The sequence below is a fragment of the Kitasatospora sp. NPDC001095 genome, from assembly GCF_053598615.1.
The window spans coordinates 46,716-64,808 of the sequence record NZ_JBSFKQ010000044.1 but is presented as its reverse complement, the minus strand read 5'-3'; the positions used below and the strand labels follow the sequence as shown (position 1 = coordinate 64,808).

At 72.4% G+C, this 18,093-nt stretch carries 18 protein-coding genes; 6 read left to right on the top strand and 12 right to left on the bottom strand.

Annotation, left to right across the window (positions count from 1 at the left end; genetic code table 11):
- On the top strand, positions 1-387 hold a 387-nt coding region (locus ACWDBB_RS28140), incomplete at its 5' end, for an amidohydrolase family protein (protein WP_449792246.1).
- A 72-nt stretch (positions 388-459) separates the two neighbouring features.
- On the opposite strand, the gene ACWDBB_RS28135 is transcribed toward ACWDBB_RS28140, so the two are convergent.
- Both ACWDBB_RS28135 and ACWDBB_RS28130 read right to left on the bottom strand, forming a co-directional pair.
- Positions 460-1,470, bottom strand: coding sequence for a hypothetical protein (locus tag ACWDBB_RS28135; protein ID WP_449792245.1), 1,011 nt, complete (start codon positions 1,468-1,470; stop codon positions 460-462).
- Positions 1,471-1,622: 152 nt separating this feature from the next.
- Complete coding sequence (locus tag ACWDBB_RS28130; protein WP_449792244.1) at positions 1,623-3,407, bottom strand: diguanylate cyclase domain-containing protein; 1,785 nt, start codon at positions 3,405-3,407, stop codon at positions 1,623-1,625.
- A 371-nt stretch (positions 3,408-3,778) separates the two neighbouring features.
- On the opposite strand from ACWDBB_RS28130, the gene ACWDBB_RS28125 reads away from it, so the two are divergent.
- Positions 3,779-4,306, top strand: coding sequence for a flavin reductase family protein (locus ACWDBB_RS28125; protein ID WP_449792243.1), 528 nt, complete (start codon positions 3,779-3,781; stop codon positions 4,304-4,306).
- A 40-nt stretch (positions 4,307-4,346) separates the two neighbouring features.
- Here ACWDBB_RS28125 and arfB read toward each other — a convergent pair whose 3' ends face one another.
- Complete coding sequence (gene arfB, locus ACWDBB_RS28120) at positions 4,347-4,781, bottom strand: alternative ribosome rescue aminoacyl-tRNA hydrolase ArfB (RefSeq protein WP_392882569.1); 435 nt, start codon at positions 4,779-4,781, stop codon at positions 4,347-4,349.
- A 134-nt stretch (positions 4,782-4,915) separates the two neighbouring features.
- Here arfB and ACWDBB_RS28115 point away from each other — a divergent pair, with 134 nt between their 5' ends.
- Together ACWDBB_RS28115 and ACWDBB_RS28110 are read left to right on the top strand one after the other, a co-directional pair.
- Positions 4,916-5,413 (top strand): hypothetical protein, encoded by a 498-nt coding sequence (locus ACWDBB_RS28115; RefSeq protein WP_449792242.1) that lies wholly within the window; start codon positions 4,916-4,918, stop codon positions 5,411-5,413.
- 134 nt (positions 5,414-5,547) lie between these two features.
- Positions 5,548-6,123, top strand: a complete 576-nt coding sequence (locus tag ACWDBB_RS28110) for a TerD family protein (protein ID WP_449792241.1) — start codon at positions 5,548-5,550, stop codon at positions 6,121-6,123.
- Between the two features lie 94 nt (positions 6,124-6,217).
- On the opposite strand, the gene ACWDBB_RS28105 is transcribed toward ACWDBB_RS28110, so the two are convergent.
- The 7 genes from ACWDBB_RS28105 to ACWDBB_RS28075 all read right to left on the bottom strand — a co-directional run bounded on the left by ACWDBB_RS28105 (position 6,218) and on the right by ACWDBB_RS28075 (position 12,730).
- Positions 6,218-7,327: a hypothetical protein gene (locus tag ACWDBB_RS28105; RefSeq protein ID WP_449792240.1), complete on the bottom strand. Its 1,110-nt coding sequence runs from the start codon at positions 7,325-7,327 to the stop codon at positions 6,218-6,220.
- Between the two features lie 143 nt (positions 7,328-7,470).
- A complete protein-coding gene (locus ACWDBB_RS28100) occupies positions 7,471-7,959 on the bottom strand; it encodes a DUF3180 domain-containing protein (RefSeq protein ID WP_449792239.1) in 489 nt (162 codons plus the stop codon).
- Positions 7,960-8,178: 219 nt separating this feature from the next.
- A complete protein-coding gene (gene folK, locus ACWDBB_RS28095; RefSeq protein WP_449792238.1) occupies positions 8,179-8,769 on the bottom strand; it encodes a 2-amino-4-hydroxy-6-hydroxymethyldihydropteridine diphosphokinase in 591 nt (196 codons plus the stop codon).
- Between the two features lie 43 nt (positions 8,770-8,812).
- Positions 8,813-9,172 (bottom strand): dihydroneopterin aldolase, encoded by a 360-nt coding sequence (folB, locus tag ACWDBB_RS28090; protein ID WP_392882701.1) that lies wholly within the window; start codon positions 9,170-9,172, stop codon positions 8,813-8,815.
- Positions 9,173-9,418: 246 nt separating this feature from the next.
- Entirely contained in the window at positions 9,419-9,859 is a 441-nt protein-coding gene (locus tag ACWDBB_RS28085; RefSeq protein ID WP_449792237.1) for a nuclear transport factor 2 family protein, read from the bottom strand.
- Positions 9,860-9,926: 67 nt separating this feature from the next.
- Positions 9,927-10,808, bottom strand: a complete 882-nt coding sequence (gene folP / locus ACWDBB_RS28080) for a dihydropteroate synthase (protein ID WP_392882584.1) — start codon at positions 10,806-10,808, stop codon at positions 9,927-9,929.
- A gap of 80 nt (positions 10,809-10,888) precedes the next feature.
- Positions 10,889-12,730: a phosphatidylglycerol lysyltransferase domain-containing protein gene (locus ACWDBB_RS28075; RefSeq protein WP_449792236.1), complete on the bottom strand. Its 1,842-nt coding sequence runs from the start codon at positions 12,728-12,730 to the stop codon at positions 10,889-10,891.
- A 379-nt stretch (positions 12,731-13,109) separates the two neighbouring features.
- Between ACWDBB_RS28075 and ACWDBB_RS28070 the strand changes: the two genes are divergently transcribed.
- Both ACWDBB_RS28070 and ACWDBB_RS28065 read left to right on the top strand, forming a co-directional pair.
- Positions 13,110-14,264: an alpha/beta hydrolase gene (locus ACWDBB_RS28070; RefSeq protein ID WP_449792235.1), complete on the top strand. Its 1,155-nt coding sequence runs from the start codon at positions 13,110-13,112 to the stop codon at positions 14,262-14,264.
- A gap of 149 nt (positions 14,265-14,413) precedes the next feature.
- The gene (locus ACWDBB_RS28065) at positions 14,414-15,202 is read left to right on the top strand and encodes a ferritin-like domain-containing protein (RefSeq protein ID WP_449792234.1); all 789 of its coding nucleotides are present in this window, start codon (positions 14,414-14,416) and stop codon (positions 15,200-15,202) included.
- Positions 15,203-15,222: 20 nt separating this feature from the next.
- On the opposite strand, the gene folE is transcribed toward ACWDBB_RS28065, so the two are convergent.
- Together folE and ftsH are read right to left on the bottom strand one after the other, a co-directional pair.
- A complete protein-coding gene (folE, locus tag ACWDBB_RS28060; RefSeq protein WP_449792233.1) occupies positions 15,223-15,828 on the bottom strand; it encodes a GTP cyclohydrolase I FolE in 606 nt (201 codons plus the stop codon).
- Between the two features lie 107 nt (positions 15,829-15,935).
- Positions 15,936-17,987: an ATP-dependent zinc metalloprotease FtsH gene (ftsH, locus tag ACWDBB_RS28055; protein ID WP_449792232.1), complete on the bottom strand. Its 2,052-nt coding sequence runs from the start codon at positions 17,985-17,987 to the stop codon at positions 15,936-15,938.
- Between the last annotated feature and the right edge of the window lie 106 nt (positions 17,988-18,093).

The following is an 18,093-nucleotide window of genomic DNA, read 5'->3' as shown; positions in this document are numbered from 1 at the left end:
TCCCGCGTCGCCCTGATCACCGACGCCATGGGCGCGGCCGGCATGGGCGACGGCCGCTACCCGCTCGGCCCGCTCCAGGTCGACGTCAAGGACGGCGTGGCCCGGCTGGTCGAGGGCGGCGCGATCGCCGGCTCCACCCTCACCCTGGACGTGGCGTTCAAGCGCTCGGTCACCGTCAACGGGCTGAGCCTGAACCAGACCGTCGAGTCGCTGTCCGCCACCCCGGCCCGGCTGCTCGGTCTGAGCGACTCGATCGGCTCACTGGAGGCCGGCAAGCTCGCCGACCTGGTCGTGGTCGACTCCGAGGGCTACGACCTGGTCGCCGTGATGCGCCGCGGCCGGTGGATCCTCGGCGGCGAGCGGTTCCGGCCCGTGAAGGCCGACTGACCGGAGCCCGCCGACACGACGGCCGCCCGCCCCCGGGAGGGGACGGGCGGCCGTGTCGCGTCCGGGGCGGCGTCAGCCGCTCGGCTCGATGGTGATCTGGTCGATCAGGACCGGCCCGGAGGGCACCGTGAAGGTCACCGAGTTCGTCCCGGCCTGGAACTGCGGGAGTATCCAGGTGGAGAACCAGGCGGAGGTCTGGTCCTTGGGGGGCGCCCCGTAGATCTTGTAGGTCACCCCGCTCGGCCAGTCCTTGCCGTTCACCACGGCGCTGCCCTTGATGTCGGCGCCCGTGTAGTTGTAGTGCACGGACAGCTTGTACGTCCCGGCCGTGGCGATCTCGCCGGTCCAGGTCACCGAGCCGCCCGGCTGCAGCGTCAGGTAGCTGCCGTCGGCCGACTTGGCACCCTTGACGCTGTTGCCCACCGGCGCGTTCTGCGCCTGGAACTGGCCGGCGTCCACGTTCGTCGGGCCGGTGATCGCGGCGGTGCTCGCCGACGGGGCGGCGCTCGGGGACGTGGCCGTCGGAGCCGGGGTGGTGGGGGCCGGCGGTGCGGCGGTCGCGACGCCGCCCTTGCCGCCCTTGTCGTCCGGGTCCCCGGTGGAGAGCGCTATGCCGGCCCCGATCGCTATCGCCGCGACCACGGCCACCGCGCCGATCACCGCGCCCTTGCTGCGGCCGCTGCTGCGGGGCTCCTCCCCCGGCTGCGGCCGGGAGTGCTCCGCGTAGCGGGTCTGCTGGGCGGGCACGGCACCGTACTCGGGCTGCTGCGGCTGGCCGGGCTGGCCGCCGTACGGGGCCTGCGGCTGGCCGCCCGGGTACCCCTGCGGCTGACCGCCCTGCGGGCCGTACGGCTGCTGCTGCTGAGCTCGCGGCGGGTAGCCGTACTGCGCGCGCCCGACCTCCATCGGACGGCTGTACGGCGTGCGTGGGACCCCCTGCTGCGGCTCGGCCGGCTGCCCGGTGGAACCGTCGGCCGGGCGGTAGAGGTAGCCGAACGGGTCGTCGTCCTGCGGGGCACCGCCCCCCTGGCCCTCGGGCACTCCGTTGCTGCCGGCGGTCGTCACGGTGGTCTGCTCCCCCATCCGGTGCACCGCCGGCTGCGGGCGGCACAGATCATGGACGCTGTCGTACCGGGAACCCTACCTGCCGTACGTGACAGCGGGAAAAGACCCCTTGACAACTCACCGGTAACCTGGCGGGACCGGAGCCCGCACCCGCCGTGCTCGGCGCCCGCTCAGCCCGCGCGCCGGTGCGAGCGCTCGCCCCGCGCCCCGCGCACCGCCCCGCCCCGGGCCCGCTTCTCGTCGTACATCCGCTCGTCCGCGGTGTGCAGCACCTCCTCGATGCTCATCCCGCAGCCGGCCCAGCCGACCCCGAGGCTCACCCCCACCCGCATCGCCCGGCCGTCGATCCGCATCGGCGGGATGATGGCGCCCCGCAGCCGGTGGGCGAGGTCCTTGGCCTCCTCGCGGCCGATCCCGTCGGCCAGCACCACGAACTCGTCACCGCCGAGCCGGGCCACCGTGTCGCCGTCCCGGACCGCCTGGCTCAGCCGCTGGGCGACCTCGACCAGCACCGCGTCACCCGCGTTGTGGCCGAACCGGTCGTTGATCGACTTGAAGCCGTCCAGGTCGCAGAAGATCACCGCGAGCCCCTTCTCCACCGCCGCCGCGCCGCCGGAGCGGAACGGCACCGACCAGGCCTCGCCGCCCGGCCCGTACTCGGCGGGGACCACCGCGTGCACGTGCTCCCCGTAGCCCGGGCCGATCCCGCCCGGCACGCCCTCGTACGTCCCGTAGCCGTGCACCGCCCCGGCGTACGGGTCCGCCCCCTGCGCCCCGGCGTACTCCCTGTGCACGGCGTAGGAGTCGGCCGGGTAGCCGTACGGCTGGGGGTAGGCCACCTCGACCTGGCCGGTGGCGCCGACCGGCTGCGGCTGGGCGCAGAGCCGGCGGGCCAGCCTGGCCTTGAGCTCGGCGCCGTTCGGCAGCCCGGTGAGCGCGTCGTGGCTGGCCCGGTGGGCGAGCTGGAACTCGTGCCGCTTGCGGTCCTCGATGTCCTCGACGTGGGTGAGCAGGAAGCTCGGGCCCTCGGCCGCGTCCGCGACGATCGAGTTGCGCAGGCAGACCCACTGGTAGCCGCCGTCCCGCCGGGACAGCCGCAGCTCGGCGCGGCCGCTCTCGGCGCTGGTGCGCTCCAGCAGCGCCCGGTCCTCGGGGTGCACGAGGTCGGCGAAGCTCTGCTGGCGCAGCACCGCCCGGGGCCGGCCGAGCAGCCGGCAGAGCGCGTCGTTGACCCTGGTCAGCTGGCCGCGCCCGGCACCGTGCAGCTCGGTGATCGCCATCCCGCTGGGCGCGTACTCGAACGCCTGGCGGAAGCTCTCCTCGCTGGCCCGCAGCGCCTGCTGCTCCTTCTCAAGGCGGGCCAGCGCGCGCTGCATCTCGGCCCGCAGCCGGGCGTTGCCGATCGCGATGGAGGCCTGCAGCGAGAACATCTCCAGCGCCTCGCGGGTCCACGCCCCCGGCCGCTTGCCGCTGCGCGGCCGGTCCACCGAGAGGACGCCGAGGAGGTCGCCGCCGGCGCTGTACATCGGGGCGAGCAGCCCGTCGGCGGGGTGCCAGTCGTTGGCGTACACCGGCAGCGGACCGTCCCCGATCCAGCGCGGGATGTCGCTGGCGACGGCCCAGCCGCGGTCGTACGGCAGGAAGCGCAGGGTGCCCCAGTGGTCGCTGACGCCGAGGAGCCGGTCCCAGGACTCCCGGGAGCCGACCTGGCCGAGCAGGACGGAGGGGCCGCCCATCGGGCTCTCCTCCAGCTCCCAGACGGCCGCCACCACCAGGTCGCCGTCCGGCCGGACCAGGCTGACCGCGGCGGCGTCGAAGCCGAGCCCGTGCACCGCGCCTTCGACAACGGCCTGGAGCGTGCCAGCGAGGCTGCGGGCAGCGTTGAGGTCCGCCACGACCCGGTGCAAGGTGCGGAGGGTCGCGAGACGGACGTACGGCTCCGACTCGGCTTCCATGCGGGGGCTCCCCGGCTGCTTCGGATAGTTCTTGATTGGTTATCGTCCGATTGCCAGAAGAACTGAATCACAGGGAGCACAGCGCTCGGCACGCTCGGTCAGCAATAGGCCATCACTTGTGACTTAAATCACACGACACTAATGCGCCCTTAATCAGTTCATCTGTCCCATAGCGGGACATAAAGCGCCATCGGAACATTTCTGGTGGTCGACCGCATTGGCCGCGGGCTGAAGCCCAGTGCGCCCGCCACTGCGGCCGCTTCACTCCTGCGGGTGAGTTCGGCCACCGAGCGCAACCCGTCGGCCTGACCTCCGGTCCTACGACCAAGGCCCGATGCCGTTTCTCCCAGGTGACGACTACCGTGCGGTACGTGTACCCGTCCCCGCAGCCCGAAGCTGCCCCCCACGCCACGCCCGACGAGTTCCGGGCTGCCCTCTCCCAGCTCGCCGCCGGCGTGAGTCTGGTGACCGTCCACGACCCGGAGGACGGCGAGGACGCCGGCATGACCGCCACGTCCTTCCTCTCGGTGTCGCTGGAGCCGCCGCTGGTGCTGATCTCGGTCCGCGAGGACTCCCGGATGGACGACGTGCTCTCCCGGGCGGACACCTGGGCGGTCTCTGTGCTGGCCGAGGGGCAGAAGACGCTCGGCTCCCGGTTCGCCATGAAGGGCCGGCTCAGCGACCGGCTGCTGTTCGCGGACACCCCGCACCACCGCGGCCCGCACACCGACGCCCCGCTGATCGCCGGGGCGCTGGCCACCGTCGAGTGCCGCACCGAACAGCGGATACCGGCCGGGGACCACACCCTGCTGCTCGGCCGCGTCCTGGAGGCCGTGGTGCCCGACCCCGGCGGCCGCCCGCTGCTCTACTTCCGCGGCGGCTACCGCACCCTCGGCTAGGGCGCGTCCGCTCGGCTACGGCCCGTCCGCCCAGGCGCGTCTACTCGCCGCCCCGCGGCGCCCGACGGCCCTGCTTCAGCTCCGAGCGGTGCCGCTTGTTGTACAGCCGCCGCTCGACCATCCCCCGGCTCGGCCTGGTCGCCCGCCGGGTCTTCGGCGGCGGTGCGCACGCCTCGCTCAGCAGCGCCGACAGCCGGGCCGCGGCCGCCTCCCGGTTGCGCCACTGCGAGCGGAACTCCGAGGCCTGGACCACCAGCACCCGGCCGTCCACCAGCCGACCGGCCAGCCGCTCCAGCGCGCGCTCGCGCCAGACCTCGGGCAGCGCCTTGGTCGACGCCAGGTCGAAGCGCAGCTCGGCCTTGGAGTCGGAGGTGTTGACGTGCTGGCCGCCGGGGCCTGAGGAACGCGAGAAGCGCCAGACGAGCTCGGCGTCGGGGACGACCACCGACCCCCGTACGCGGATGGGCTCGGACATGCGTCCATCATCCCGCGCCCGGCCCACCCGGTCACGCCGTTATTCTCCCCCGCCCCTCCGGCTCCGGGCGGCGCGGCCGCGGACCCCGTCGCCCGTCCGGCCCCGGTTCCCCCCGTGCGTCCGGAGCCCCGACAATGGCGTACGTGATCGAGCTCGGCTACTCCCTCTCCAACCGTTTCCCCGACCCCCCGCAGACGGACTACCGCACCGCGTCCGTGCACGCCCTGCGGTACGACCTGTTCTGCGGCGACGTCTACCTGGACGGCGAGGGCTCGGAGCTGTCCACCGCCTGGGGCTGGGTGCCGGTGCTCGACTTCGCGTGGGCGCTGTGCGACATCGCCGAGCTGCTGGACCGTGACCCGGACGGCGTCCGGGCCGCCCGGGTGCAGACCGCCGACCTCGACTTCACCCAGAACACCGAGCTGCTGCGCTTCGCCCGCCGCTTCAACTGGGTCGAGGTCACCGCCACCTGGCTGCCGGACGAGCCGCCGGTGGTCGTCCGGCACGGCGAACTGCGGCGCGAGGCCCGGGACTTCCTCCAGGACACCCTGGCCGACCTCTTCGACATGCACCCCGGTCTGGCCGACAACCCGAACATCTGGACGCTGCAGGGACGGTTCCGCCGGATCTGACACCGGCTTTGCCGGGGCTTTGCCAGCCGATTGGCGCCCACGAAGAATTCACGGGCTCTGCGGAACCAAGCCCCCGGACTATTGCGTTGTCCCGGGAAATAGCGAACGAGAGCAACGAAGGGACTGCAATCGTCATGCCAGTGAGCCTCTCCAAGGGTGGCAACGTCTCGCTGACCAAGGAGGCCCCCGGCCTGTCCGCGGTCTCCGTCGGCCTGGGTTGGGACGTCCGCACCACGACCGGCGCCGAGTTCGACCTCGACGCCAGCGCGATCGTCCTGAACGCGGACGGCAAGGTGCTGTCCAACGCCCACTTCGTCTTCTTCAACAACACCAGCACGCCGGACAACACCGTCGTGCACACCGGTGACAACCGCACCGGCGAGGGTGCGGGCGACGACGAGTCGATCAACGTCAACCTGGCCGGCCTGCCGGCCGAGGCCGTCAAGATCACCTTCCCGGTCACCATCTACGACGGCGTCGCCCGCGGCCAGAACTTCGGCCAGGTCCGCAACGCCTACATCCGCGTGGTGAACGCGGCCGGCGGCTCCGAGATCGCCCGCTACGACCTCTCCGAGGACGCCGCCACCGAGACCGCGATGATCTTCGGCGAGCTCTACCGCAACGGCGGGGAGTGGAAGTTCCGCGCCGTCGGCCAGGGCTACGCCTCCGGCCTGGCGGGCATCGCCCAGGACTTCGGCGTCCAGATCTGACGCACCCGCGGAAAACACCGCGGCGCGGGAAGTCGGTCCGTCCGACCTCCCGCGCCGCGGTTCTCGGTTCCGGGGCCCGTCGGGCCCGGCACCCTCAGCGCGAGGCGCGCAGCTCCGGCAGTTGGATCAGCTCGGTCTCGTCCTCCGGCGTCAGGTCCACCACAGCCGGCGCGCCCTGCTCCGGCCGCTCGGCCGGCGCCGACGCCCGGGCGTCGGCCTCGGCCTTCGCGGCCACCGCCTCGTCGCCCACCACGTCCGCCAGGTCGGCGCGCTCCCCCAGCTCGGCGACGCTGCCCACGGCCGGTGCCGGAGCCGCCGGGCGCGCCGGGGCGGCCGAGCCGCGGCCGAAGAAGCTGAAGCCCTGCCCGCGCGCCTGCCCGGACTGGGCCGGCCGCGGCCGCTGCCGCTCGGCCGGCGCGGGCGCCGCGGCGGGCGCGGCGGGCGCGGCGGGCGTCCCGCCGAGCTGACCCACCGTCGCGGTCAGCGCCGGACGCACCGGCGCGGGCCGCACCGGCGACTGGGCCGCCGGTGCCTGCTCCGGCGTGGGCACCGAGGGCGCCACCGGAGCCGGTACGGCCACCGGGGCGGGCACCGCGGTCGGCGCCGGCGCCGTACGCGCCCGCAGAGCCACCTCCGCGCCCGCCGTCCGCGCCCGCTGGGCCTCCTGCTCCGCCGCACGGCGCTCCAGCTGCCGCAGCACGGCCGCCGCCCGCACGTACGCCGCCGGGCTGGCCGGGTACTTCGGACGGCTCGCGGCGAGCGCCCGCTGGGCCGCCTCGGCCTCCTTGAGCGCCTGCTCGGCCACCGTCACGGCCCGCTCGCGCAGCAGCCGAGCGATCTCGGTCTCGGCCTTCGCCAGCCGCGACTTCTCCGCCGTCAGCCGCCGCCCGAACCGGGTGGCGCGCTCCTCGGCGACCTCCGCCGCGTACTCGGCCTCGGCCAGCTGCTCCTCGAACCGCTCCTCGGCGCGCAGCCGCTGCGCCGAGGACATCTCGGCGGCCGCCCGGGCCGCCTTGTCCCGCTGGCGCAGCAGCAGCGCGAAGCCGAGCGTCGCGATCACCGCTGCGACGCCCACCGAGCGCACCAGGACGGTGTCCTGACTGAAAAGCAGCGCGGCCAGCGCGGCGACCAGCAGCACGCCGGCGGCGGTGGGGGGAAAGACCCGGCCGAGGACGGAGGAATGACGGTGGCGTCCGCGAGACATGTCCAAGAAACTAGCGTGCGAATTGGGGGCGTGTCAGCCCAGGGTCCCCTTCCGCCCTTGACAGGGGGCGGTTTTTACCGCACGTGCCCGGATTCTCACCCAAGATCACGAAGAAAGCCCTGCTCAACGAGGCCCCGGCGGTCTCAGCGGTGCGACGCCGCCGGACCGCCCGGGTCGTCGTGGTCCTCCGGCAGCTTGCACACGTGCTGGATCCAGAGCGCCGCCGCGATCACCGCGGCCCCCGCCAGCACCGCGAGCCCGGCCGTCACGGCCTGGTCCTTGCGGGCCGGCACGTCCAGCTCGCCCAGCAGGTAGATCCCGGCCCCCGCGTAGATCCCGGTGACCACCGACGACACCAGCGCGCTGGCCTGCCCCAGCACCACCGCCCTGGCCGCCAGCAGCGGGTCGACCCCCTTCGCCCCGGGCTGCCGCTCGCGCACCGCCTTCAGCCGGGCCCGCAGCGACAGCGCGGTCGCCAGCAGGATCACGGCCACCGCCGCCAGCACCACCGGCGCCGCGGCCGGAACGGCCGGCAGCGTGTCCACGGAGGCCCACAGCTTGGAGCCGGCCCAGGACAGCGCCGTCGTGGCGGCGGTGATGCCGATCAGCAGACGGAGGCGAAGCAGCTTCACGCGGAGGAGGTCCTTCCCGGGTACCAGAACCGGCCGACCGCCCGGCGGCCCGGCGCGGCGACGCCAAGCCACCGTACCGGGCCCGGCCGGGCGGACACCCGCGCCGACGACGGTCACCTACTCGTACGGCCGGGCCCCCGGTCGAGTTCCCCGGGCGACGGCCCCGGCCGCCCGGCCCCCGCGGGGCTCCCCCGGCCCCGCGGCGGCCCTGCTACGGCCTCACTCCGGCAGCGTCAGCCGGATGTCGTCGCGGCGCTTCACGCCCTGAGCGTCGGGGCCGCCCAGCGCCGTCAGCAGCGCCTCCACCCGCCCGTGCCCGGGCACCTCGGCCTCCGGCTGGGCGTCCAGCCAGGGGGCGAGCACGAAGGCCCGCTCGTGCGAGCGCGGGTGCGGCAGCAGCAGCTGCGGGTCGTCGCTCAGCACGCCCTCGTAGGCCAGGATGTCGACGTCCAGGGTGCGCGGGCCCCAGTGGACGGTCCGCACCCGCCCGAAGGCGTCCTCGATGGCGTTGCCGCGCTCCAGCAGGTCCCGCGGGGGCAGCGAGGTCTGCAGCACCACGACCGCGTTGTAGTAGTTCGGCTGCTCCTCGGGGCCGCCGACGGCCTCGGTCTCGTACACCGCGGAGACGGCCTTGATCTTCAGCCCCGGGGTGTCGGCGAGCGCGTCGACGGCGCCCTGGAGGGTGTCCAGCCGGTTGCCCAGGTTGCTGCCGAGCGCGATCACCGCGCACCGCTGGCTGTGCAGCGTGGTGTCGGCGGAGTCCACCCGGCTCTCCAGGTCGAACGCGTTCGGCGTGTCGCTGCTGTTCATCGAAGAAATCCCTCTGCATCGGGTACCGGGCGCGCGGTGGGGGTCATGCGCGGCCCCGGTGGATGGTCACGGTCACGTCGTCGAACGGCACGGTGATCGGGGCGTCCGGCTTGTGCACGGTGACCTCGACCTCCTCGACCGCATCGTGCTTCAGGCACTGGTCGGCGATGCGCTGGGCCAGCGTCTCGATCAGGTCGACCGGCTCCCCGGCGATGATCGCGGTGACCTCCTCCGCCACCAGGCCGTAGTGCGCGGTGCGGGTGAGGTCGTCTCCGGCCGCGGCGGGGCGGGTGTCCAGGTAGAGCACGAGGTCGACCACGAAGGTCTGCCCCTCGACGCGCTCGCGCTCGAAGACGCCGTGGTGGCCCCGGGCTCGCAGCCCCCGCAGGGTGACGCGGTCCAGCAAACGAATCACTGCTCCCAGTCGGACGGGCCCCACCCGGAGAAAGGCATGGACGGGCAGGGCGAAGGCGGGCAGCACGCCCGCCACTCCGTTTCGAATCTACCCGCGAGCACGGACAACGCCTGACCGTCCTACCCGGCACGAACCGACGCCACGCGCGCCGATATGGCGATTGACGTGAACGTTCGGTGACCACTCGGAAATTCCCGGCGACTTCTCGGCAGCGCATTTCCGCGGCCGCCGGAATCAGCTCTCCTCGTCGTCGTCCCCGCTGGTCAGAACGGGTGAGCCGTGATGCGACCAGAGCTTCCACCCGGCCGGGGTGCGACGGAACAGATTCGTCGACACGACCTTTCCGCCGACCAGTGGCCCGAGTTCCCCCTCCTCTTCCGACTCACCGCCGGACAGGATGTTCTCGGTGCACGTGACAAGGGCCACATCCCCGTTCACCTCGGCCTCGACATCGGTCAGGAAGAACTGGATGTACTCCGTGTTCATCATGATCAGCATGTACGAACGGGTCACCTGGGCGCGGCCGCGCAGGACCGGCCAGCCCGGGTGCACGCACACCACCCCGCCCTTGTCGTCGGCGTCGGCGGCGCCCAGCCAGGCGTCCTCGACCGCTTCCAGGTCCCCCCGTTCCAGTGCCTCGTAGAGCCCCCGGTTCGCCGCGAGCACGGCCTCCACGTCCGCCTCGCGAGCCCGTCCGGCGGTACCGCCGCTCAACCTGCCGTCACCTGTCACAGACCCTCCCTCACACCGACCGCGCCGCGTGCTGCCAGGCCGCGACGACCCGGACGGCATCCGCCGTGCCGGACACGTCGTGCACCCGCACCGCCCAGGCTCCGGCCCGGGCGGACAGCACCGACACCGCGGCCGTCGCGTCGTCGCGCTCCCGGGCCGGGCGCAGTTCCCCGGTTGCCGGGTCGGCGAGCAGCGTACCCAGGAACCGCTTGCGCGAAGCCGCCACGAGCACGGGACGGCCGAGCGCGGTGAGCGCGTCCAGCCGGCCGAGCAGCGCCCAGTTGTGCTCGGAGGTCTTGGCGAAGCCGAGCCCCGGGTCGAGGATCACCTGGTCCTCCTTGACCCCGGCGGCCAGCAGCGCGTCCACCCGGTCGGTCAGTTCGGTCACCACGTCCCGGACCACGTCGTCGTAGACGGCCAGCCGGTCCATGTCGGCGGACTGCCCGCGCCAGTGCATCACCACGAAGGGGGCACCGGTCTCGGCGACCACCCGGGCCATCGCCGGGTCGGCGAGCCCGCCGGAGACGTCGTTGACGATCACGGCACCGGCCTCGACGGCCCGCTCGGCGACCGAGGCGCGCATGGTGTCCACGGAGACCATCACCCCCGCGTCGGAGAGCTCGCGCACCACCGGGATCACCCGGCGCAGCTCCTCCTCCTCGGGCACCCGCTGCGAGCCCGGCCGGGTGGACTCGCCGCCGACGTCCACCAGGTCAGCGCCGCGGGCCCGCAGCGCGAGGCCGTGCGCGATCGCCTTGGCCGGGTCGTGCCACATCCCGCCGTCCGAGAAGGAGTCGGGCGTGACGTTGACAACGCCCATCACGGCACAGCGCTCCAGTCGCGGCAGGCCGGCCGGCAGGGAGAAAGACGGCGAATCGTTCATGCTTCCCATTATCGAACGGGGCCCCCGCCGAGGGTTCTCGGCGGGGGCCCCGTTCCGTACCGGCGGGCCCCGGAGGGCGGCGGCGGGCCTCAGGCGACCTCGGTGACCTCACGGGTCGACGGGACCGGCATCAGCCCCTCGCGCTGGCGCTTGCGGCCGAAACGCGGCATGCCGAGGGTGATGAAGGCCTCCGCCTGCATCGCGGCGAAGCCGATCCGCGGCAGGTCCCGGGTGCTCGGGAAGACCAGGAAGCGCGGCTCCCACTCGGGCTGGAACTTGGCGTTGAACTTGTACAGCGACTCGATCTGGAACCAGCGCGACAGGAACACCAGCAGCCCGCGCCAGGCGCGCAGCACCGGGCCGGCGCCGATCCGCTCGCCGCGGGCCAGCGCCGAGCGGAACATCGCGAAGTTGAGCGACACCCGGCGCACGCCCATCGCGGGCACCGCCTGCAGCGCGGCGACGATCAGCAGCTCGTTCAGACCGGGGTCGGCGGCGCGGTCGCGGCGCATCAGCTCCAGCGAGATGCCGTCCGGCCCCCAGGGCACGAAGTGCAGCACGGCCTTCAGGTCGTCGCCCTCCTCCCCCTCCTCCGGGGCCTTGTGGGCGGTGACCACCACGCAGTCGTCGTCCAGCGGGTCGCCGAAGCGGCCGAGGGCCATCGAGAAGCCGCGTTCGGTGTCGGTGCCGCGCCAGCGGGCGGCGGCGTCGGCGATCCGGTACTTCTCCTCGGCGGTGAGCTCGGAGACCCGGCGCACCCGGCAGGAGTAACCGTTGCGCTCGATCCGCTTGACCATCTGGCGCACGTTGCGCATGGCCCGGCCGGAGAGCGAGAAGGTGGCGGTGTCCACGATCGCCTCGTCACCCAGCTCCAGCGCGTCCAGGCCCGCCTCGCGGGTCCAGACCTCGCCGCCGACCTCACTGCAGCCCATCACCGCCGGCACCCAGGCGTGCTCGCGGGCCTCGGCCATGAACACCTTGATCGCGCCGGGCCAGGCCTCGACGTCGCCGACCGGGTCGCCGGAGGCCAGCATCACGCCGGAGACCACCCGGTAGGAGATCGCCGCCTTGCCGGTGGGCGAGAACAGCACGCTCTTGTCGCGGCGCAGCGCGAAGTAGCCGAGCGAGTCGCGCTCGCCGTGCCGCTTGAGCAGCTCGCGGACCCTGTCCTCGTCCTCCGCGGTCAGCTCGGGCTTCGGCTTGCCCGGACGCAGCGCCAGGTAGGCGGTGGTGAAGGCGGTCAGCAGGCCGAGTCCGCCGAGCAGGTACGCGACCAGGTCGGACATCCGGATGTTGTTGTACCGGACCGGGCCCTCGAAGCCGAACAGTCCGTACCCGACGTGCTGCAGGTGCTCGGTCAGGCCGGGGTGGCCGATCTCGTACTTGGTCCGGGTGCTCACGATCAGCAGGCCGAGCAGCACGCTGAGGGCGCCCATGACGATCAGGTTGACCAGCGCCCGCCAGCGGGTGCGCGGGTCGGCCTTGGCGTAGAACTCGCGCTGGTGGACCAGCATCACGACGAGGACCACCAGCGAGACGACCGCCGGGCCGATCTGGTGCCAACGCACGATGTGCAGTGCGGCGCTGACCGGCAGCAGCACGCAGACCGCCCGCCAGGCCCGCCGCTTGCGCCGGCGCAGCGCGTGCGCCAGCGGCACCAGCAGGATGCCGACCATCAGCGTGCCGACCGCCGCCAGACTGGTGGTGCCGCCCGGCAGCTGCCCGGCGAAGGTGTGCACCTTGGTGTGCCGGAGCTTGGGGAACACCGCGCTGGCTATGTCCATGAGCCCGATCAGCAGACAGGCGTAGCCGACCGCTCCGGGGAGCCAGGCCCTCGGGACGGCGGCCGCCTGGGTGCGCAGCGTCTGCAGGCCGCGGCGACGGCGGGACGGCTGCTCGGGGCTCGGCTCAACGGACACGGGAACGCTCATGGAAGCTCAGCGTAGAGGCTGCGGTGCGGTGTCCGGTCACTCGGGAGGAGGACGCGTGATGGACCTTCATGCCTATTCCTTCATCAGGCAATGCGCATACCAAGGACCCGGAAACGGTCGGTAAACCGGGGCCGTGGTCGCGCTGCGGGTTGAGCCGGCGGCGGGAGCCCGGAGCCCGGCGCAGCGTGGCGCGACGGGACCCTCCGGGACGCGTTACGTACGGTGGACGCCGCATTCTAGGGCGCCGGTTGCCTCGCGGCTCCCCCCGCCCCACCCGGCCCGCCCGAGCGCCCGGACAGCCTAGCCGCAGTGGCCGGACCTGACGGACCGCCAGACGATGGAGCCCGCACCGACAGCGTCCCACCGGAAGGCCGACGGCATGGAACTGACCAGCGAAGCGCTGGTGAACTCGCTGCTCGCACTCGGCGTTGTGGCCATCGTCGCGACCCTGTGGCTCTGGCCGCGGCTGGCACCCCAGCGCCCACTGCAGGTACTCGGCCGGATCGGACTGCTGACGGTCGTTCAAGCCTCCGTCCTGGCCGTGCTCGCGCTGTCGGTGAACAACTCCTTCGGGTTCTACACCTCCTGGGACGACCTGCTCAGCCCTGGCGGCGCCAAGCTCGCGCTGACCAGCAACGAGAACCACGAGGGCGGCACCCCGGTCGCCGACGCACTGGTCGTGCCCACCACCGAGGGCGGCCTGGAGGCCGTCACCAACCTGCCGAAGGGCTCGCCCGAGGAGGTCGGCAAGATCGAGTCGATCCGGGTCAACGGCAAGGAGACGGGCCTCTCCGACCAGATGTTCGTCTACCTGCCGCCCGCGTACTTCGACCAGAAGCTCGCCCTGGTCCGCTTCCCCGTCCTGCTGGCCATCGCCGGCTACCCGGGCACCACGCTGAACCTGCTGCAGGAACTCCCCCTCGCCCAGACCGGGATCGAACTGCAGCGCACCGGCAAGATGCCGCCGACCATCCTGGTGCTGGCCCGCCCCGCGGTCGTCCCCGCCCGGGACACCGAGTGCGTGGACGTCCCCGGCGGGCCGCGCACCGAGACCTGGTTCGTCAAGGACGTCCCCGAGGCCATCCGCAGCGCCTACCGGGTCGGCCGCACGGCCGGCTCCTGGGGCACCTTCGGCTACTCCACCGGCGGCAGCTGCGCGCTGCGCCTGGCGATGCGCTTCCCGAACGTCTACGGCAACGCGGCGAGCCTGCACGGCGACTTCACCGTGCGCCAGGACAACTACACCGGCGGCGACCTCTTCAACGGCGACACGAAGCTGGCCCAGCAGCACGACCTCGGCTGGCGGCTGCAGAACCTGCCGGTCCCGACGCTCAACCTGTTGGCCGTCTCCACCCACACGGAGAGTGACTACCCGCAGACCGTCCAGTTCGTCGACCAGGCCACCAAGGCCGCGGCGGCCAACCCGCAGTTCACCATCGAGTCGCTCTACCTGAACGACGGCGGGCACAACTTCGAGAGCTGGACCAGGGAGCTGCCGGCCACCCTCGAATGGTTGGGCGCGCACCTGGGCTAGGCCGCACCCGAGCCGGGCGCGCACCCGGACTGGGACAGCTGAGCGATTACCCGACGGTCGGCCCGGGGCGGCCGGCGGCCCGGGGGAACGTATCGCGACCGCCCGTCGGCCCCCGCCGGGCGCCGCCCCGGACCCGCGCAGGAGGCACCGTGCTGAGCACCCGCTCGCTCTTCGACGAGATCTACCGGAACGACCAGGCGTACCAGCTGTTCTGCAGCATCGCGGCCGGCGGCGAGGACCAGGGCGGCTGGGAGAACGAACGGATCGCCGCGCTCACCCGGGACCCGGTCCTCGCCCCGAAGGTCGCCCGGCACGGTGCCGACGAGCGCAAGCACGGCCGGATCTTCGACGGGCTGCTGCACAAGCGCGGCCTGCCCAGGGTGCCCGTGCCGGACGAGGCGGACTACTGCATGCTGCTGGAGCGCCAGGGCATCGGCCTCTCGCACGAGCGGCTGAACAGCGACGTCCCGCTGACCGACCGCGAGATCATCACCTACCTCGCCCACAGCCGGGTCACCGAGCAGCGCGCCGCCGAGCAGATGCGCCAACTGGTGAGGGTGTACGAGCACAACCCCGACCTCGGCCGGGCGATGCGGATGATCTCCGCCGACGAGGACAACCACCTCGCCTACTGCCACGAGGAGCTGCTGCGGCTGGCCTCCGAGGGCCACGGCCCGTACATCCGGCACACCCTGGAGACCAGCGCCCGCGGCGAGATCCGCACCCACCGGGACGTCGGCCTCGCCGTCACCGCCCGGATGGCCCGGATCCTGCGCTGGCCGCGCCGGCGGCTCGCCCTGGTCACCCTCGGGGTGCAGGCGCTCTACCTGTACGACCGCGCCTACCGCTGGCGCCGGATGGTCACACTGCGGATGCCCGAGCGCCGCAACGCCCTGGGCACCCCGGCCCCGCCGCACGCGGAGCACGAGGTGCTCTGAGCGGACCCCCGCCGACCGCCCTAGCGGCCGATGATGAGGCTCATCGCCTCGGCCCGGGTGGCAGGGTCGCGCAGCTGGCCGCGCACGCAGGAGGTGATGGTCTTGGCGCCGGGCTTGCGGATGCCGCGCATCGACATGCACATGTGCTCGCACTCGACCACGACGATGGCCCCGCGCGGCTCCAGGATCCGCATCAGCGCGTCGGCGACCTGACTGGTCAGCCGTTCCTGCACCTGCGGCCGGCGGGAGTAGACGTCGACCAGCCGGGCGAGCTTGGACAGCCCGGTGATCTTGCCGCTGGTGGACGGGATGTACCCGACGTGGGCCACACCGCGGAACGGCACCAGGTGGTGCTCGCAGACCGAGGTCAGCTCGATGTCCTTGACCAGCACCATCTCGTCGTGACCGAGGTCGAAGGTGGTGGTGAGGACGTCCTCGGGCTCCTGCCACAGGCCCGCGAATATCTCCTTGTAGGCACGCGCGACCCGGGCCGGGGTCTCCAGCAGGCCCTCGCGGTCCGGGTCCTCCCCGACGGCGAGCAGCAGCTCGCGGATGGCGTTCTCGGCCCGCTTCTGGTCGAAGGTACCGACGGCGGGCGGACCGTCGAACGTCACCGGGTCGATCATGCGGGCCTCGCTTACGTGTGGGAAGAGCTCTGGCGGAACAGCACGGATGCCGCGCCTCCAGGGTACAAACCCTGGTGGCGCGGCACCCATTCCCTGCGGAGTGGGGGTCAGCCCTCGGTCGGCGGCTCGGCCGGCAGCGGCGGGAGCTTCACGACGTCCACCGGAGCGCTCTCCACGGAGGCGGCGCCGTTGGTGAGCGCCAGCTCCTTCGGGGACTGCACCGGAGGCCGGGTGGACGGCGTGCGGCGGGCGGAGCCCGTCCAGGCCGGCCGGGCCGGGCGCTTGACGATCGGGGCGAAGATCTCGGCGATCTGCTCCTTGTTCAGGGTCTCCTTCTCCAGGAGCTCCAGAACCAGGTTGTCGAGCACGTCGCGGTTCTCGACCAGGATCTCCCAGGCCTCGTTGTGCGCCGTGTCGATGAGCTTCTTGACCTCCTCGTCCACCAGCCCGGCGACCTCTTCCGAGTAGTCGCGCTGGTGGCCCATCTCGCGGCCCAGGAACGGCTCCGAGTTGTCCGAGCCGAACTTGATCGCGCCGAGGCGCTCGGTCATGCCGTACTGGGTGACCATGGCCCGGGCCGTCGCGGTGGCCTTCTCGATGTCGTTCGAGGCACCGGTGGTCGGGTCGTGGAAGACCAGCTCCTCCGCCGCGCGCCCGCCCATCATGTAGGCGAGCTGGTCGAGCATCTCGTTGCGGGTGGTGGAGTACTTGTCCTCGTCCGGCAGCACCATGGTGTAGCCGAGGGCCCGGCCGCGGGACAGGATGGTGATCTTGTGCACCGGGTCGCTGTACTGGCAGGCCGCCGCGACCAGGGCGTGGCCGCCCTCGTGGTACGCGGTGATCTTCTTCTCCTTGTCGGACATGATCCGCGTGCGCTTCTGCGGACCGGCCACGACGCGGTCGATCGCCTCGTCCAGGATGCCGTTGTCGATCAGCTTCTTGTCCGAGCGGGCGGTCAGCAGCGCCGCCTCGTTGAGGACGTTCGACAGGTCGGCACCGGTGAAGCCGGGGGTGCGCTTGGCGACGGCCGACAGGTCGACGTCGGGCGCGATCGGCTTGCCCTTCTGGTGCACCTTGAGGATGTCCAGCCGGCCCTGGAGGTCGGGGCGCTCCACCGCGATCTGGCGGTCGAAGCGGCCCGGGCGCAGCAGCGCCGGGTCCAGGATGTCGGGGCGGTTGGTCGCGGCGATCAGGATCACGCCGCCCTTGACGTCGAAGCCGTCCATCTCGACCAGCAGCTGGTTGAGGGTCTGCTCGCGCTCGTCGTGGCCGCCGCCGAGGCCCGCGCCGCGGTGCCGGCCGACGGCGTCGATCTCGTCGACGAAGACGATCGCCGGGGCGTTCGCCTTGGCCTGCTCGAAGAGGTCGCGGACGCGGCTGGCGCCGACGCCGACGAACATCTCGACGAAGTCCGAGCCGGAGATGGAGTAGAACGGCACGCCGGCCTCACCCGCGACGGCGCGCGCCAACAGGGTCTTGCCGGTACCGGGCGGGCCGTAGAGCAGCACGCCCTTGGGGATCTTGGCGCCGACGGCCTGGAACTTGGCCGGCTCCTGGAGGAACTCCTTGATCTCGTGGAGCTCCTCGACCGCCTCGTCCGCGCCGGCGACGTCGGCGAAGGTGGTCTTGGGGGTGTCCTTGGTGAGCAGCTTGGCCTTGGACTTGCCGAACTGCATGACCCGGGAGCCGCCGCCCTGCATCTGGTTCATCAGGAACAGGAAGACCAGGACGATGATCACGATCGGGAGCATCGACAGCAGCAGGCTGACGAAGGTGCTCTGCTTCTCCGGGCTGATGGTGTAGCCCTCGGCGAGCGTGCTCTGGTCCTTGTCGTTGACCTGGGCCTGGAGCTTGTCGGCGATGGCGACGCCCTGGTCGCCGATGTACGAGGCCTGGAACTTGGTACCGGACGGGGTCTTGCCCGTGCCGGAGCTGGGCAGCGTTGCGCCGTCCTTCAGCTGGATCTTGATCGTGTTCGAGTCACCGGTGGTGATCTGCGCCGACTTGACGTTGTGCGCGTCGATCGCCGCGACGACCTGACCGGTGTCCACCGTCTTGTAGCCGTTCGAGTCCGAAACGACCTGCATCAGTACGATGACGGCGAGGACGGCCAGCACGATCCACATGATCGGCGCACGGAAGTATCGCTTGACGTCCATCCATGCGGGGCGTTGCCGCCCCGTCCCTCCTGCCACTCAACGGCGCCGGGAGGCTGTTGGGCCGCGGCGCATCCGATTGGTGCTCATGTGAAGAGCGGTTTATTGG